Source organism: Paenibacillus sp. FW507-14B1B (genome assembly GCF_058781425.1).
On the sequence record NZ_JBYSWS010000001.1, the window covers coordinates 929830 to 944524 of the forward strand.

13 protein-coding genes are annotated in these 14695 nt (G+C 43.7%); all 13 read right to left on the reverse strand.

Annotated elements, in window-relative coordinates:
- Positions 1-6: 6 nt before the first annotated feature.
- The 13 genes from parE to AC3WJJ_RS04440 all read right to left on the reverse strand — a co-directional run bounded on the left by parE (position 7) and on the right by AC3WJJ_RS04440 (position 14600).
- On the reverse strand, positions 7-1986 hold the full coding sequence (parE, locus tag AC3WJJ_RS04380; protein WP_492538345.1) for a DNA topoisomerase IV subunit B: 1980 nt from the start codon (positions 1984-1986) through the stop codon (positions 7-9).
- Between the two features lie 82 nt (positions 1987-2068).
- Positions 2069-3058, reverse strand: coding sequence for an ABC transporter permease (locus tag AC3WJJ_RS04385; RefSeq protein WP_492538347.1), 990 nt, complete (start codon positions 3056-3058; stop codon positions 2069-2071).
- A complete protein-coding gene (locus tag AC3WJJ_RS04390) occupies positions 3051-4019 on the reverse strand; it encodes an ABC transporter ATP-binding protein (protein WP_492538349.1) in 969 nt (322 codons plus the stop codon). Before AC3WJJ_RS04390 ends, AC3WJJ_RS04385 begins: the two co-directional genes overlap by 8 nt.
- 37 nt (positions 4020-4056) lie before the next feature.
- Positions 4057-4926 (reverse strand): GDSL-type esterase/lipase family protein, encoded by an 870-nt coding sequence (locus AC3WJJ_RS04395; RefSeq protein ID WP_492538351.1) that lies wholly within the window; start codon positions 4924-4926, stop codon positions 4057-4059.
- 168 nt (positions 4927-5094) lie between these two features.
- Positions 5095-5862: a CAP domain-containing protein gene (locus tag AC3WJJ_RS04400; protein WP_492538353.1), complete on the reverse strand. Its 768-nt coding sequence runs from the start codon at positions 5860-5862 to the stop codon at positions 5095-5097.
- A 188-nt stretch (positions 5863-6050) separates the two neighbouring features.
- The gene (locus AC3WJJ_RS04405; protein WP_422660887.1) at positions 6051-6764 is read right to left on the reverse strand and encodes a GntR family transcriptional regulator; all 714 of its coding nucleotides are present in this window, start codon (positions 6762-6764) and stop codon (positions 6051-6053) included.
- 10 nt (positions 6765-6774) lie between these two features.
- Positions 6775-7791: a sugar kinase gene (locus AC3WJJ_RS04410; RefSeq protein WP_492538354.1), complete on the reverse strand. Its 1017-nt coding sequence runs from the start codon at positions 7789-7791 to the stop codon at positions 6775-6777.
- Positions 7784-8539 carry a 2-dehydro-3-deoxy-phosphogluconate aldolase gene (gene dagF / locus AC3WJJ_RS04415; protein ID WP_492538356.1) on the reverse strand — a complete coding sequence of 252 codons (756 nt, stop codon included), beginning with the start codon at positions 8537-8539 and terminating at the stop codon, positions 7784-7786. The genes AC3WJJ_RS04410 and dagF overlap by 8 nt, the downstream gene beginning before the upstream one ends.
- Before the next feature lies 1 nt (position 8540).
- A complete protein-coding gene (locus AC3WJJ_RS04420) occupies positions 8541-9644 on the reverse strand; it encodes a DgaE family pyridoxal phosphate-dependent ammonia lyase (protein ID WP_492538358.1) in 1104 nt (367 codons plus the stop codon).
- A complete protein-coding gene (locus AC3WJJ_RS04425) occupies positions 9610-10722 on the reverse strand; it encodes an amidohydrolase/deacetylase family metallohydrolase (protein ID WP_492538360.1) in 1113 nt (370 codons plus the stop codon). The genes AC3WJJ_RS04420 and AC3WJJ_RS04425 overlap by 35 nt, the downstream gene beginning before the upstream one ends.
- Positions 10723-10892: 170 nt before the next feature.
- On the reverse strand, positions 10893-11903 hold the full coding sequence (gene mglC / locus AC3WJJ_RS04430) for a galactose/methyl galactoside ABC transporter permease MglC (protein ID WP_492538362.1): 1011 nt from the start codon (positions 11901-11903) through the stop codon (positions 10893-10895).
- Positions 11904-11927: 24 nt separating this feature from the next.
- Positions 11928-13439 carry a sugar ABC transporter ATP-binding protein gene (locus AC3WJJ_RS04435; RefSeq protein ID WP_492538364.1) on the reverse strand — a complete coding sequence of 504 codons (1512 nt, stop codon included), beginning with the start codon at positions 13437-13439 and terminating at the stop codon, positions 11928-11930.
- Positions 13440-13571: 132 nt separating this feature from the next.
- Positions 13572-14600 carry a galactose ABC transporter substrate-binding protein gene (locus tag AC3WJJ_RS04440; protein WP_492538366.1) on the reverse strand — a complete coding sequence of 343 codons (1029 nt, stop codon included), beginning with the start codon at positions 14598-14600 and terminating at the stop codon, positions 13572-13574.
- Between the last annotated feature and the right edge of the window lie 95 nt (positions 14601-14695).

The window sequence follows — 14695 nt, forward strand, 5'->3', positions numbered from 1 at the left end:
CACCTTCTATTCCTCAAACTCTGCAAAGTTCACATTTTCTACGATCCAGCGCTTCCGGGGATCAACCTTATCCCCCATCAGTGTAGATACTCGTCGTTCCGCTTTCGCTGCATCCTCTATCTGAACCTGCAGCAAAGTTCTTGATTCCGGATTCATCGTTGTCTCCCACAGTTGATCAGGATTCATCTCACCCAGTCCTTTATAGCGCTGAAGCTCATAAGTTTTGAACTCCTTCAAGTAATTCGCAAGCTGCTCTTCATGCCAAGCATATCTCACCGTTTGGAGTTTGCCTGACTTACTTGAGATCTTATAAAGTGGTGGCTGTGCAATATAAACTCGGCCTGCATCGATGAGTGGTTTCATGTACCGGTAGAAGAACGTGAGTAGAAGCACCTGAATATGCGCTCCATCCGTATCAGCATCGGTCATGATAATAATTTTTGAATAATTACTGTCTGAAGCTGTAAATTCATTACCGATTCCAGCACCAATCGCCGCTACAATCGCACGATATTCATCATTCTTCAAAATATCAGCAAGCTTCGACTTCTCGGGATTCATCGGCTTACCCTTCAATGGCAGAATGGCTTGAAGCTTAGAATCTCGCCCTTGTTTCGCAGACCCACCTGCTGAATCACCTTCTACGATGAATAGCTCAGTACGAGTGAAATCTTTGGACTGTGCAGGTGTTAACTTCCCGCCGAGGTTGGAACTTTCACTGCGCTTCTTACCCGTTCGCATCTCATCCCGGGCTTTACGCGCTGCTTCACGTGCCTTGGATGCTTGAATCGCCTTCTTAAGAAGGGTCTGAGCGATCTGTGGATTCTCCTCTAGAAAAATCTGCATTTTCTCAGTAACGATGCTGTCCACCGTACTACGTGCAGATGCACTACCGAGCTGATCCTTCGTTTGACCTACGAACTCCACTTCAGACATTTTGACACTGATTACAGCCATCATACCTTCACGGAGATCGTTACCCTCAAGATTCTTATCCTTCTCTTTCAAAAGATTGTTCTTACGGGCGTAGTCGTTCATAACACGCGTATAAGCTGTCTTAAATCCCGTTTCATGTGTTCCTCCACCCCGCGTTGGAATGGAGTTAACGAACGAAGCAATCGTTTCGGTATATCCTGCGTTATATTGCAGCGCAATTTCCGCTTCGATCTCATCCTTTTCGGCATAGAAGTGAATAACATCATGAAGGACATCCTTTCCTTCGTTCAAGAACTCAACGAATTGACTTGCTCCTCCTTCATAAAAGAACTCATCGCTATTACCACTTCGCTCATCCTTCAGTACAATCCGAAGACCCGAGTTCAAGAAAGCAATTTCCTGAAGTCGCTCTGCAAGTGTATCGTAATTCAGATGAATTCCAGCCGAAAAGACACGCGCATCTGGCTTAAATGTTACCTTCGTGCCTGTCTTGTTCGTATTCCCTAACACTTCAAGCCCACTTACCGGCTCTCCTACGTGCTCAATTCCTTTTTTATCCTGCCAGTATTCAAAGCGTTGACGATGGATTTTACCATCACGATAAATCTCGACTTCTAACCATTCTGACAATGCATTCGTAACCGAGGCACCAACACCGTGAAGACCACCGGACTTCTTATATCCTGAACCTCCGAATTTGCCACCCGCGTGTAGTATAGTGAATACAACTTGCGGTGTTGGAATTCCTGTCTTGTGCATTCCTGTTGGAATGCCTCGGCCATTGTCATATACCGTAATTGAACTGTCTTTGTGTAAAGTAATATCTATTCTCGAGCAGTACTTCGCAAGATGCTCATCCACCGCATTATCAACGATTTCCCACACCAGATGATGCAGACCTGACGAGCTTGTGCTACCTATGTACATGCCTGGCCGTTTGCGTACAGCAACGAGGCCCTCGAGCACTTGAATGTCGTCAGCATCGTATCCCGAGCGGCCATCTGGGCCGTTCTGTGATGACTCTGCAAACCTATCGATCTGTTCGACCATTCATGCTCCTCCTTCATATTTCACTATAAGGGGGGTTAGCACCCCCAAAATGCAAACAAATGTTTTGTATACCTCGTCCATTTTAATTCAAAATGTCCCGTTTCGTAAAGACAGTGAATGAAATGATCACAGCTGCTGCCGCCCATATCGCTAGAACAGCTAGGGAAAAATTAAGTGTCATCCCTTCAATTGGCGGTAAAGTTCCAGCAAGATAATCTGTAATTCTCAAATTCACCATAAATAAATACTTAGCGCTATTCCATGCAGAGGCCATGTTGGTCAGTATATTCCCTGCTATGAGAGCTGCCATCATAATGACAATGCTAGCTGCTGTACTGCGCACAAGGACCGACACCATAAATGCCAGCGCAGCCACAACGAGACTGACAAACCAGATCAGTCCACCCTGCATAAGTAGATACTTCCACTGCGGAACCGCATGAACTGCTGACATATCTACTTCTGACCCAATAATTCGAAAACCGGTAAATACAGGAAGCTCAAATCCTTTATAACCGAAGGCGAGACCTGAGATCAAGTAAGAAATCACATAGGTTGCCAAAATAATCAGCGAAACGAACATCACCAGTGCGATCAACTTGCTCAGGAGAATCTTCCATCTTTTCACAGGTCGGGTTAATAACATCTTAATTGTACCGGTTGTCCGTTCACCTGACACAATATCTGAGGCAATAGCCATTATGAGCAGTGGAATAAACAAAGATACGGCATTGTTCAGAAATTCACGGGTAAAGTTAACACCATTAGGTTCATTCGGATTGACATCATGTTCAAGATAATACTGCATCTGTTGAATAAAAACAGCCCGGTACTGCTTCCACTCCTCCGGTACCCGATCGCTTCCAAGGGAATTCTCATTATCCGTAATCCGCTGTTGCAATTCCAAGCGCCAATCCCCATTAAACTTCCCTTGACTTCGCTCGGCTGACTTCATCTGCGCATATGTAAACATCGGAACCAGAACGAGCAGCACCAGTAGAATAACGTAAAAGCGTTTCTTCTTCACGATTTTAATCGTTTCATTCTTAATCAGCGGTAGTATGCTACTCAATGCTCTCACCTTCCGTCATCTGAAGGAACAACTGTTCCAGCGTTGGATTGATTCGGCTTACACCGCGAACTTCTACCCCTGCTGCAACAAGTTGTTTTACCGCACGGGCTGTATGCTCCTCTTGAATCCGCGTTACGATAGCTTCAGTAGACATTCCAGCTAAGATCGAATCATCCAGAAGAGACTCAGGATGATCCATAACCTCACACTCCGCAATCTTGCGTAATACGGTTTCTCCTGCCTCAGCAGGATACAAGTCCCAGACAACATAACCAGTACTCCCTGCAATAAGCTCATCAACTCCACCCACGGCAAGCACCTTACCTCTGCTTATGATCGCTACACGGTCACATAACAACTGGATCTCACTTAGGAGGTGACTGGATACGAATACAGCCAAACCTTCACCAGCAAGACGCTGGATGAACTCCCTCATTTCTTTGATCCCTTTCGGATCGAGCCCATTCGTTGGCTCATCTAGAATCAGAAGCTTGGGCCTGCCTAAGAGAGCTTGTGCAATACCTAGACGTTGACGCATACCAAGCGAATATGTGCTTACCTTATCATGGATGCGTTTATCCAGTCGCACGATATCAACAACTTCATGAATTCGATCTTCTCCAATGCCGGGCTGCATTCTCGCAAAATGCTCCAAGTTCTCCCATCCAGTTAAATAGGTGTATACCTCAGGGTTCTCAACGATAGATCCTACAAACGCAAGAGCTTTCTCCTGTTGAGTATTTACGTCATAACCACAAACTTTAATGCGACCTTTCGTAGGCTTTATAAGATCGACAAGCATGCGAATCGTTGTTGTTTTCCCCGCACCATTCGGTCCGAGGAAGCCGAAGATCTCACCTGCTCGAACGTCAAATGTAACATCCTGAATGATCCATTTTCGGCCGATTCTCTTCTTCACATTCTCCACGGACAAAACAACTTCTTTTTGTTCATCGTCCATCAGTATTTCACTCCCCTCACATCACAGGCTATTACAACTACAAGATCCCTTGTGCAATGCGCTTCGCAATGGCCTCGTAGCCTTCACCATTTGGATGAAAGTGGTCCGAGGATAAATAAACATCTAATTTCCCTTGAAACAAATCAAAAGTAGGAACCATCACCATATTGGGATCATTATTCACAACTTGTTGTGCAGCATAGTTCCAAGTGGAAACTGCAAAATTTCCAGGAAGTAAGAGCTCCTTTAAGTCAGCAAAAGGATGATAAAGACCGACATAAATCACCCTTGCGTCCGGATTAATGACTCGCAATTGCTTCAAGATCTCCTTCAAGCGCTGTGATGCCTGTGGGACAGTCTGCATTAACTGCTTGGGATCCAGTTCCTCTAAACCACTCTTCGTACTCTCAATAATGCCACTTCCTTGAAACAGGTCATTCCCCCCGATGGACAAAAGGATCAGATCCGCTTCTTGCAGTGCATACTGGACACCTTTCTCTTCTAACTTCGGCAAGAGTGCCTCCGTAGTTAAACCGTTAATGGCAAGATTATTGAGAAGCTCGCTCTTGCGCCCACCATCATTCAGTATCTGAATGCTCCTACGAACAAATCCACTTCCCGTATTATCTCCGGTCCCTTTAGCTAAAGAATCTCCAATCGCCGTGATCTTTAATTCATCTGGTAAAGGAGGGAGTTCTCTAGATGCTTGCTCACGTCCTTGTTCATCTTGCTGTGGTGTAGTAACCGATTCACCTTGATTCTCTGACGGTTTAGGTTGTGAACTTGAAGATGCGGATTGAGGTGAATTTATATCTTGAAAGGCATATATAAACCCGATAATTAACACAATAGTTACGATTACGGAGACCGATGCGGTAATCCGCCAAATCCATTTTGAAGAATGCATGAGGACGTCCTCCCCGATTAATGTGATATTCAATAACATATATTTACCAAACGAAGTGACTGTATGTACATAAACATAAAACTTCTATGTAAAATTTGCAAATGAAAGCATATCCATGCACAAAAAAACAGGAGGACTATCCCTCCTGCTTAATTATCACTTTACGATTTATTCGCTAATAAATTCTTGAACCCAATATCCATTGTAGTAACCGACACCGATCTTTGTAAAGTTAGGAGACAAGATGTTCTTACGATGACCATCACTATTCATCCAAGAGTTCATTACCTCTTCTGGTGTACGTTGCCCCATCGCGATGTTCTCACCCGCATATCCGTATGAAATGCCATATTTCTTCATCATATCAAACGGTGATCCGTAGGTTGGGGAAGTATGATCGAAATATTTGTTATCATGCATGTCCTTTGCTTTATCGAGAGCCATACCAGTCAATTTTTCATGGACGGTAAGTGCTTTAAGTCCAGCTTTAGCTCGTTCTTTGTTCACAAGCGTTACTACCTGATTAGCAAAAGAGGCATTCTCCTCACTTGGCTGATTAGGTTTGCTAGGCTCACTTGGTTGTTGATTTGGCTTACTTGGTTCGCTCGGTTGTTCATTAGGCTTGCTTGGTTGGCTAGGCTTACTTGGTTCGCTCGGTTGACTCGTCGGCGGCGCAGGTGTTGATGGCTTTTCTACTTCCGGCGTAGAAGGTTTTTCTGGCTCAGGTTTCGTTACAGGCTTCTGAACAATGCAATTAAAGCCCCCAGTCCATCCTTGACTTTCTAAATACTGCTGTAATTTTTGCTGCAAAGTTTGAATGGTCTCTTGAGAAACACTAGGAGTAGCTGCTGATGCAGAAGCAGGAAGCATAACTCCAACAGACAATACTGCGGCAAACCCTAAGCTAACAAGCTTTTTAACCATGGATCTATTCATAAAATAACATCTCCTTAATTTCGATTTAGTTACAATTTTGTAATTAACTACGATCACATTGTAACATATTCGAAACCTTCATCTACCCTTCAAATGTTGGAAAGAACCTTCGAACAATACAAAAAAAAAGACTATCCTAAGCGATTGATCGCTACAGGATAGTCTCTTATTAACGAGCTAGATCTGAGTTACACATTATAATTCACAACATAGTTTTGAAGCGCCGTATTGTAATACCCGATACTATATTCCTTTACATGACCTTGCTCATCATAAGAATATCGCGATCTTTTTAAGAGCGGCTTCCCACTAGTAACCTGTAGAATTGTCGCAATATGTTCTGGTGGAGCCTGTACATCAAATTCATCGCGGAGCTTATCAAGTGAAATATTCTGATCCTCCAAAAGCTCGTATAATGATTGTGCGTTAAGATCTTGCAAGTCCAACTCACCAATTGTATGCGTCAAATAGTGCGTGTAATAAATATACGGTGCATCATCCAAAAAATAAACACGTTCAAGCCTAAGGCATTGATCTCCAAAAAGACGATTCGGCTCGGAATTCTTCTCGCACGAAATCGTTTCTACACGCAGCCATTGCTTATGAATGCGATGACCTTCCTCAACCAAAACCTCGGTGAATCGTTTCCACTTGGATAGTTTAGAAGTAGATGTAATACGAATCACCTTCGTACCTTTTCCACTTCCTTTTTCCAAATAGCCTTCTTGAACAAGCTCCTGAATCGCATTTCTTACAGTTATTTTGCTCACACCAAATTCATTCTCCAGCTGAGGCTCTGAAGGAATGTTGGAACCGAGCGTATACACACCATAAAGGATGCGATCTTTAATAATATTTTTGATCTGCAAATACAATGGCCTATCTTTTCGCGATAAGCTCACAACTAATCCACTACCTTTCTACATCGCCTACAGCTTCAGTCATGGCACGACGGATATCCGCTTCAGATGCCATAGGGGTATCCCCTGACACCGTATGCGCCAGCATACTGGATACAGCGGCAAACTGTACAGTCTGATCCGGTGAAAGCCCCTCCATCTCACCATGAATAATTCCGCTCGCAAAAGCATCCCCCGCACCAATTCGATCATACACAGCAAAAGTCAGCTTATCCGATAATACAAATTGATCCTGCTTAAAAATATACCCACATAGCGAATGCGTATTATCGTGGTTGATCGATCGATGCGTACCCGCAATTACTTGAATATGATACTTCTTCGCAACAACAGGAATCAAGTCTGTAAGCTGCTCTTCACGTTCAAGCTTACTCGTTACCATTCCTAATGTAAATATCGCGTCTTTTTCATTCATAATAACAATATCTGCGAGATTTAACATATCTTCATAATGTGGTTTTGCTGCGGTATAGCCATCTTCACCCCATAAAGATGGACGATAGTTACAATCAAATATGACGGTTCCTCCGTGCTGTTTCACAGCTTGTGCTAATGATTTCATATGATTTCTCACACGATCATTCATAGCAAGCGCGATTCCGCAAAAATGAACCGCATCAATCTGAGCAGCTATTTCGGCATAATCATATTCGTGCTCAGGAGCGGTATTAAAACTGCTTTCAAGACGATTCGTATACGTTACACGACTTGAACGAACACCAAACCCATTCTCCAAGAAATACATTCCTAAATAGTTCCCGCCACGATGAATGAACGTTGAAGCAATACCTAATTTCCTTAAATAAGCTGCAGCTGCATCACCTAGAGAATTAACAGGTAATCGGGAAATGAGGTATCCAGAATGTCCATAACGCGCTAAAGCGGAGATAACATTTACTCCTGTGCCTGAAAAAGTGTAGTTTAAGGTGTTGCCTTGCGTAAGCAAGTCATATCCAGGAACCTGCAAACGCATCATGACCTCACCAAAAGCAGCTATTGCTTTAGGCATAACGATTCGCCAACTTTTTCATAATGGAGAGTAGCTCGCGAACATCCTCAATTTTAGTGTCACCGGTCTCTTTATCAATAATGGAAGAGTACACATGAGGAATCACTTGAGGAACGCCTGCTTCTAGTGCTATACGAAGAATCGGTTCGAAATTTTGCATGTCGATCCCACCGGTAGGCTCAAGCGCAAACCCTTCTTCTCCACATGCTTGTGCAACCGCACGATACTCTTCTTCAAGGCTAAGGCCCTGCATCGGAAAATATTTCAAAGCATTCCCACCCATATCACGAACAAGTGCAATAGCGGATTTAATCGGAATGATTGCCGCTTCACTCTGTGCAGCACTGTAAGGACCCGTTGAAATATTTACGTAACCAGGTTGGCCTGAAGGTGATACAAGACTGTTAATCCAGCTATCTTGATCACCGAGATTAGCACGGGTTGCACCGACTGCTGGAAACACTTGATTGATATGACTTCCTGGATAATACTTAGCGATTTCAGCAACAACGGCAGCTTGACGGTTATCGCCTGCTCCAAGACCGATCGACACTGCATTTTCAATTTCTTCGCCGTACTGTTTCATGGCCACTACAGCTTCTTTTACAGTAGCATAATCTTTAGATAGAACACCTACAAGCACGAATCCTTCTGCGGATTCAAAAACTTCCTTCGCGTTTTCAACATCATTAGCTAATACGTTTAAAGCAACACGACCTCTGTATAAACGGTTTGATATATTGGACATTTTATCTTCCCCCTGTTAATTCACTTATTTTGGATTGTATAACAAGGATATCGTCACCCATTAATGACCTTGGATCGATATCAAAATAACCCTGTCTTACACCATAATCTCGAGTGTATATTGCAATCTCCCCGTTTTGAAGGCCGCTAGCTACTTCCTTCGCTGTTGTGCCCGTTTGCTCTGGATCAATCTGAACTCTAGCACGGTAAATCGCGCGCCCCGCTTCATCTTGAACGATGGATACACGCACCCCATCGATGTCATTTAGAGGCATTAACTTCTGTAGTTCAGCTCTTTCAGATTCGCTGTTATCCGCTTTGACGATATATTCATCGAGTGCTTGCAATAAACCAAATGTAGTTTCTTTACCAACCTTCATGCTGCGACCAATACCATGCAACTGAACTTTCAGCCAATCGATATAAGTACGTCTACCACCAACAATTCCTGAAGTCGGACCTTCGATTGCTTTTGAGCCACTATAAATAGCTAAATCCGCATACTTCACGTATTTATGTATATCTTCTTCGGCGGCTGCATCGACGATCATCGGAACACCTTTACGCTGAGCTACTTCCCATGCTTCTTCAACAGAGATCATATTTTTTTGAACTGCATGGTGAGATTTAACATAAAGAATTGCTGCCGTTTTGTCCGAGATAGCATCCTCAATATGCTCAGCTCGACCTTCATTGGCATAACCAACTTCAACCAACTTTCCTCCACCTAAATAAACCATCGTCTCAACAGGCGCGCCGTACTGCACATTATGACCTTTCAAAATAATAATCTCATTCTTTTCTATATTCTCCTGATGAAGACGCTCACTTAGACGACGATTCCCCCCCGTTACAATCGCTGCAACGGACAGAGCAATACCACTGGAAGCTGAGTTAACTACGACCGCTGCTTCAGATCCCAGTATATGTGCGATGTGATCACCTGCTTTATCAACCAGATCGGCGATTTCCACATAGTTCTGTCCACCCTGCTTCATCGCATCCATAACCGTATCCGTTGGTGCGGATACACCTAGAATACTCATGCGTCCACTGGCATTAATAACACGTTTAAGACCGTATTTCGCATTCAATGAATTCCCCATTGATAACCACTCCTTTTGCTTCGATCACTCGATTCGTTACTCGCTTGTCGCCCTCAGAGTCAACGAGTTCCGCTTCTCTATTCTCAACAGAAAACAGTGTCAGATTAGCGACATCACCCACTTGAATTCTTCCAAGTTCAGGCTTACCCAGCCACTCCGCAGCGTTCATTGTTACTGCAGCTACAGTCTCTTCCAGCGAATAGCCCAGGTATAAAAATTTCGAGAGCACAGAACTCATACTATAAACGGGACCATTCACACGATTCCCTCTATAAATGTCTGTACTAATGGTATTAAGCCCGATGCCCTGTTTTCTCGCCGCTTCAGCCACTTTAAAGGAGAAGCTAGCTGTCCCATGCCCAACGTCCAAATGAACACCACGGTCAATGGCATCTAGTAGTACAGGAAGCGCCTTCCCCTCATCATCAAACAGGTTGTTCTTCTTGCCATTCAGATAATGAGTAATCACATCTTTACGCTGTAGTAATTGAACAACTTCCTCAATATTTGGAGGTCCTGATCCGATATGAACCATTAACGGAAGACGAGTAGCACTGGAAAGCTCACGCGCAATTCGCAGCGGTTCTATCCCGCTTTCACAAACCACACTTCGACTGATCCGTGCCTTTAATCCAACAATGAAATCGGAGTACATCTCGGCTGCCTGCATAACCTTACTTCGATCAATCCATTCGAGTCTAGACAATTCATCAATTCGTGCTAGACCAATCCGCGAGATATTCAAGAAGGCATATACACGAGTCTTGGCCTGCTTCCTGTTCGAGACCAGATCAGCAATCCTATCAGCTCCACAGCTTCCTGCATCAATAATCGTTGTAACGCCTTGCTTAATACCAATCTCATCCATATCGTCCCCATAAGGATCAAACTCTGGAAAAGCATGAACATGCATATCGATCCAACCGCTAGACACAAAAGCGCCTAAACCATTAACGATCCGACCACCTCTTCCATCCCCGGCAGATGTAATCGCTGTAATCCTGCCATTATCGATGATGATATCGATTTCTTCTCCACTAACGCGCTTCACGTGAGATAGTATGATTCTCTCTTCCACCTGCATCACCTTTTTATAATATAACGTTATAATGTTTAAGATATCACGGCTCTACGTCAAAGTAAATGAAAACATTATAATGTTTGAAAGCACTTTATTTCCTCAATATACAACAAAAAAAATCTTAGCCTCGATTTGCATCGGACTAAGATTCATCTTTGAATTAAAGCTTATTTCTTCGCAGCATATTTGCGCATATCAAAAGCAACAGCTACTACAATAATCAATCCTTTAATAATAAGCTGCCAATATGGGCTTACACCTATAAAGGTCAAACCATAATTGATAATCGTAAAAATGAGAACGCCCGCCATCACTCCCGGGACTGTACCAATCCCGCCTGTTGTGGATACTCCTCCAACAACACAGGCTGCAATAGCGTCAAGTTCGTACATATTACCATAGCTATTCGTTGCTCCGCCCGTTCGAGCAGCTTCAAGTACACCCGCCAAGCCATAAAGTGCTCCAGCAATAGAGTAAATGATAATTAAATTACGGGCTACATTAATACCAGAGACACGTGCAGCTTGAATATTGCCACCAATCGCATACATATTTTTACCTAATCGAGTTTTATTAAAGATAACCCATACAACAAAGGCGACCGCGATCGCAATGAGCACAATATAAGGTATCCGGAAATCACCACCGCCGATAAACCCCGTTCCCAGATCATTCGTGAAATCTGGACGCAAGCCACCGATTGGCTGTGAATTGTTCGGCTCCATATCAAAATATAAGGAGTTAACCCCCAAGACAACAACCATTGTCCCGAGTGTCGCAATAAATGGTGGTACATTAAACTTAGCAACAATCACACCATTGATAAATCCAAATATTACGCCTGCGAGTACCGCAAGGATCACCGGTACAATATAGTGCATATATGGAAGATCCGGAAAAAAAGGACTCGAATAATCTGACCTTTGAAGCATAGAAGCCGAAATAACTGCCGACAATCCAACAATTCTACCTGCCGATAGATCTGTTCCGCCGGTAATCAGAATGAACGCCACACCTAGAGCAATAATCGCTCTAGTCGAAGATTGAATCAATACATCTCGCAGCGATTGTACTGAAAAAAATGCTGGATCATAAAGCGTAATACCAAGAATAAGAACGACCAATACCATATAAATAGCATTCTCTGACGCAAAATTACGAACTTTTAGCGTATTCATAGACTCTCTCCTTCTCTCTTTTGCCTAATGCTGAGCTGCTAGTCGCATAATGATTTCTTCATTCGCTTCTGACCTATCTAGAATCCCGGTCAATCGTCCCTCAGACATGACGAGAATACGATCTGACATTCCAAGAAGTTCTGGCATTTCGGACGAGATCATAATGATGCTCTTTCCTTGCTTAGCTAGATCAGCGATGATGCTATAAATTTCAAATTTCGCACCAACGTCGATCCCCCGAGTCGGTTCATCCAGCAGTAAGATTTCTGGTTCTGTAAGCAGCCACCGGGCTAGTAAGACCTTCTGCTGATTTCCCCCTGAAAGATTCATAATTCGTGTCCTCTGGGAAGGGGTCTTGGTTCGGAGCTTTTCAACCATCATCTTGACATCCGTTTTCTTCTTCTTCTCGTCCAATAAAATATAGAACTTTGGATACCGCTTTAAGTTAGCCACAGCACCGTTCTCATGCACAGACAAAACCGGGAATATTCCGGTGGAACGTCTTTCCTCAGTCAATAGGGCAAGCCCATATTTCTTCGCATCTTCAGGTGACTTTATCTTAATCTGTTGACCATTTAGCAACATGCTGCCTGAGGCAATGTCCCGAAGTCCGAACAGAGCTTCAATCAATTCTGTACGCTGCGCTCCTACTAGTCCCCCTACACCAAGAATCTCACCTCGGCGCAAGTTAAATGTGACATCTTGAAATGATTTAGGGACAACCGAAGTCAAATTTCTGACCTCCAGCAGTACATCACCCGGTACATTGTCACGCTCTGGAAAGCGCTGCGTCAGGTCACGACCAACCATTTTGGAGATGATCAGATCGGTTGTCAGTTCGCCGGCGGGCCAAGTGCCGATCTTTCTTCCATCCCGCATAATCGTAACTTCATCAGATATTTGTAAAATCTCTTCCATCTTGTGTGAAATATAGATAATGGCGACGCCGCGTTCTTTCAGATCACGAATGATTCGGAATAAATGCTCTACTTCAACCCCCGTCAAAGAAGAGGTCGGTTCGTCCATGACAATAACGCGTGATTGATAGGAAACTGCTTTTGCTATTTCAATGGATTGTATTTTGGAAACGGACAGTTTTCCTACATTAATATCGGGGTCAATATCAATATTGATATCTTTGAACAATTCCTCGGTATCACTTCTCATTTTCTTATGATTCACAAATTGAATGGGTCCCAGGCCAGTAGTAGGGAACCTACCGAGCCATATGTTCTCCATGACACTTCGAAAAGGAATGGGATGGAGCTCCTGGTGGATCATCGATATCCCGTAACGCAGCGCATCTTTAGAATTTCGAATATCTGCGACCTCTCCGTTCAGACGTATCTCGCCACCATCTGCTGAATAGATCCCGAACAAGCATTTCATTAGCGTCGATTTACCCGCTCCATTCTCACCCATCAATGCGTGTACCGTACCTGGACGAACTTTCAGCGTAACTCCATCAAGCGCTTTAACTCCTGGAAATTCCTTAGTCATCTCATTCATTTCTAGTAAAAAGGGCTGCTCTGTCATGTGTTTGCCTCCTTCAAATCCATACTGTGGCTCTTAGACTAACACCAAATTCAACAGCCACAGCCTTCTATGAGGTATAAGAAAGGAGCGAACCGCTGTCCGCTCCTCTCTGCTGTTCTTAACAAAAGACTTCTATTTCGCGTCATCCATATTGTCTTTTGTAATCTTTTTGTACGAGATCCAGATGTATTGGTTATCAGTAATATCGAAGCCAGCATTATCTTTCGTTGGTGTCTCACCATTTGCTAGTAATGAAGCTAACTTAACGGAAGCTTTCCCTTGGTTAACTGCATCGTTCAGAACCGTTCCGAGCATCGTCCCATCTTTCAGCGCTTCAAGAGCTGGAGCCGTCGCATCAACACCTACAACTGGCATCACTTTGTCACCTTTGAAATAACCAGCTGCTTTTAATGCCTCAATAGCACCAAGTGCCATATCATCATTATTCGCGAGCACAGCTTCGATTTTATCCCCGTGCGATCCGAGGAAGGCTGCCATCTTCTCCTGTCCCTTTACGCGGTCCCACATGCCGGAGTCTTCAGCAACTTTCTCAACTTTGATACCCGCATTCACAATTGCCTCAACGGAATACTTGGTCCGCAGCTCCGCATCCTGGTGTCCTGGCTCACCCATCAGCATGACATATTGCAGAACTCCATCCCCGTTCTTGTCTGCTTCAGGATGAGCTTTCCAATAATCCACAATCAGCTCACCTGACATCGTTCCGGATTCTTCAGCTTTCGCTCCAACGTAATACACCTTATCCCACTTCTTCATATCTTCCGGCAAAGGCTCGCGGTTCAAGAAAACGACTGGAGTGTCCGCTGCCTTCGCTTTATCAATGATGACACCTGCTGCAGTCCGGTCAACCGGATTAATAAGAAGTGCATCTGATTTTTTACTAATAAAAAGATCCACTTTATCGTTCTGTGTAGGCTGTGAATTTAAGCTGTCCACAATGTCAACACTAGCGATCCCCTTGGCATTTTCTTTAATGGAATTCCTTACCCCTGTCATGAAGGTATCGTCAAATTTGTAGATTGCAACTCCAATCTTTGGCTCCTTGCCTCCGCTTCCTTCCTTCGATCCATCACTGGAACAACCAGCGAGTGCACTACCTAAGAGAGCTCCTGCCAGCAATACAGATGTTACCTTTTTCATCAACAATGACCTCCTATTTACTCTATATGGTTCGGACATAACGTTGTTTACGTTCTCATTATTACGGAAAAAGGAAATGAACTTAATACAAAATT

Excerpts from the sequence above, each read along its gene's own strand:
- AC3WJJ_RS04395 (WP_492538351.1), bottom strand. The coding sequence starts at position 4,926 with ATGCATTCTTCAAAATGGATTTGGCGGATTACCGCATCGGTCTCCGTA.
- AC3WJJ_RS04400 (WP_492538353.1), bottom strand. The coding sequence starts at position 5,862 with ATGAATAGATCCATGGTTAAAAAGCTTGTTAGCTTAGGGTTTGCCGCA.
- AC3WJJ_RS04440 (WP_492538366.1), bottom strand. The coding sequence starts at position 14,600 with ATGAAAAAGGTAACATCTGTATTGCTGGCAGGAGCTCTCTTAGGTAGT.
- mglC (WP_492538362.1), bottom strand. The coding sequence starts at position 11,903 with ATGAATACGCTAAAAGTTCGTAATTTTGCGTCAGAGAATGCTATTTAT.
- dagF (WP_492538356.1), bottom strand. The coding sequence starts at position 8,539 with ATGTCCAATATATCAAACCGTTTATACAGAGGTCGTGTTGCTTTAAAC.
- parE (WP_492538345.1), bottom strand. The coding sequence starts at position 1,986 with ATGGTCGAACAGATCGATAGGTTTGCAGAGTCATCACAGAACGGCCCA.
- AC3WJJ_RS04390 (WP_492538349.1), bottom strand. The coding sequence starts at position 4,019 with ATGGACGATGAACAAAAAGAAGTTGTTTTGTCCGTGGAGAATGTGAAG.
- AC3WJJ_RS04420 (WP_492538358.1), bottom strand. The coding sequence starts at position 9,644 with ATGGGGAATTCATTGAATGCGAAATACGGTCTTAAACGTGTTATTAAT.
- AC3WJJ_RS04410 (WP_492538354.1), bottom strand. The coding sequence starts at position 7,791 with ATGCCTAAAGCAATAGCTGCTTTTGGTGAGGTCATGATGCGTTTGCAG.
- AC3WJJ_RS04435 (WP_492538364.1), bottom strand. The coding sequence starts at position 13,439 with ATGACAGAGCAGCCCTTTTTACTAGAAATGAATGAGATGACTAAGGAA.